This window comes from Corynebacterium sp. p3-SID1194, from assembly GCF_025144155.1.
Lineage (GTDB): Bacteria > Actinomycetota > Actinomycetes > Mycobacteriales > Mycobacteriaceae > Corynebacterium.
Genome location: NZ_JALXWY010000054.1, coordinates 1 through 333, shown reverse-complemented (window position 1 = coordinate 333; position 333 = coordinate 1). Strand labels below are relative to the sequence as shown.

Genomic DNA, 333 nt, shown 5'->3' with positions numbered 1-333 from the left:
GAGGATATCGGGGTGTCGTTTACCACCGTCTACGACTGGATGAACAAAGCCGGGGTCGTAGGCCCGCACGGGACGAAGAAACAGTGGCAACGTCTCCGCGAAGCCGCCGAGAAGATGTTCGCTGACGGTGTGCCGGCCGCTTCGATTGCCGACACGCTGGGGTTGAACCAGGCCACGGTGTACCAGTGGCGCAAAGATTGGGCCATGCCAGCACCTTTATCTACTGCTGCCGTGTCCACGGCGGCATCACCTGCCCACTTCGACGGTATGCGTGTGGGGGTGGGGAAACGATTGACAGCCTCTGACCGCGCCCAGATCCACGCAGGGTGCGCC

1 protein-coding gene is annotated in these 333 nt (G+C 62.5%); it reads left to right on the top strand.

From position 1 onward, the window contains the following. Positions 1 to 12 precede the first annotated feature (12 nt). The coding region (locus M3G19_RS11855; protein ID WP_259902801.1) for a helix-turn-helix domain-containing protein at positions 13 to 333 on the top strand (321 nt) is incomplete at its 3' end.